Here is a 621-nt window from a genome sequence, read left to right as displayed (position 1 = left end):
GCATCGGCGTCACCTCCAGGCCGTCGCGGCTGTCCTGTGCCAGCGCGACGTGGCGCTTCACGTCGTCGAGCGCATCGGAGAAGTTGGGCAGCTGCTCGTAGAGGCCTGCCATGTCGGGCACGCCGGACGGCTTCACCTGGAAGCGCTCGGGGCCCCGTTCGAGCATGCGCTCGTAGACCGCGCGCAGGGTTTCGTATTCACGCTGGCTGCCCGCGTCCTGCAGCCGGGCGAGGCGGCGCTCCACGTCGCCGGGCCGGAACACGTTGCGCAACTGGGCCACCGGCAGGCCCATCGAAGGAGATTGCGGGACAAGGCTGTGTGTCGTCGTCATGGCGCGCTCCTGGTTCGTTGGAGGGTGAGGGCACGCAACCATTCAAGCACACAACATGCCGGCTTCCAACGGTGGAAAAACCCCGTCAACCGGTGGCAGTTGTCCGACAGCGACAGCCGCGCCCGTGGCCGTGGCCACGGCCACCGCGCCTCCGCCCGCGCCGCCGGACGTGAAAAAGCCGCCCGCGCATGAAGCGGCCGGGCGGCCGGGCAGGGGTGCCGGATGTCAGGCCTGGGGCTGGCCGCCCAGCACCTGCTGGAGTTCACCGGATTCGTACATCTCCATCATGA

At 69.1% G+C, this 621-nt stretch carries 1 protein-coding gene; it reads right to left on the bottom strand.

The annotated features are described in order from the left end of the window. A partial coding sequence (locus GVL61_RS24420; protein WP_200845016.1) for a hypothetical protein occupies positions 1-331 on the bottom strand: 331 nt, incomplete at its 3' end. Positions 332-621: the final 290 nt, after the last annotated feature.

Origin of the sequence: Novosphingobium sp. 18050 (genome assembly GCF_902706195.1) — a bacterium.
Classification (GTDB): domain Bacteria; phylum Pseudomonadota; class Alphaproteobacteria; order Sphingomonadales; family Sphingomonadaceae; genus Novosphingobium.
The sequence above is the reverse complement of the archived record's forward strand: the minus strand, read 5'-3'. Positions and strand labels throughout refer to the sequence as shown.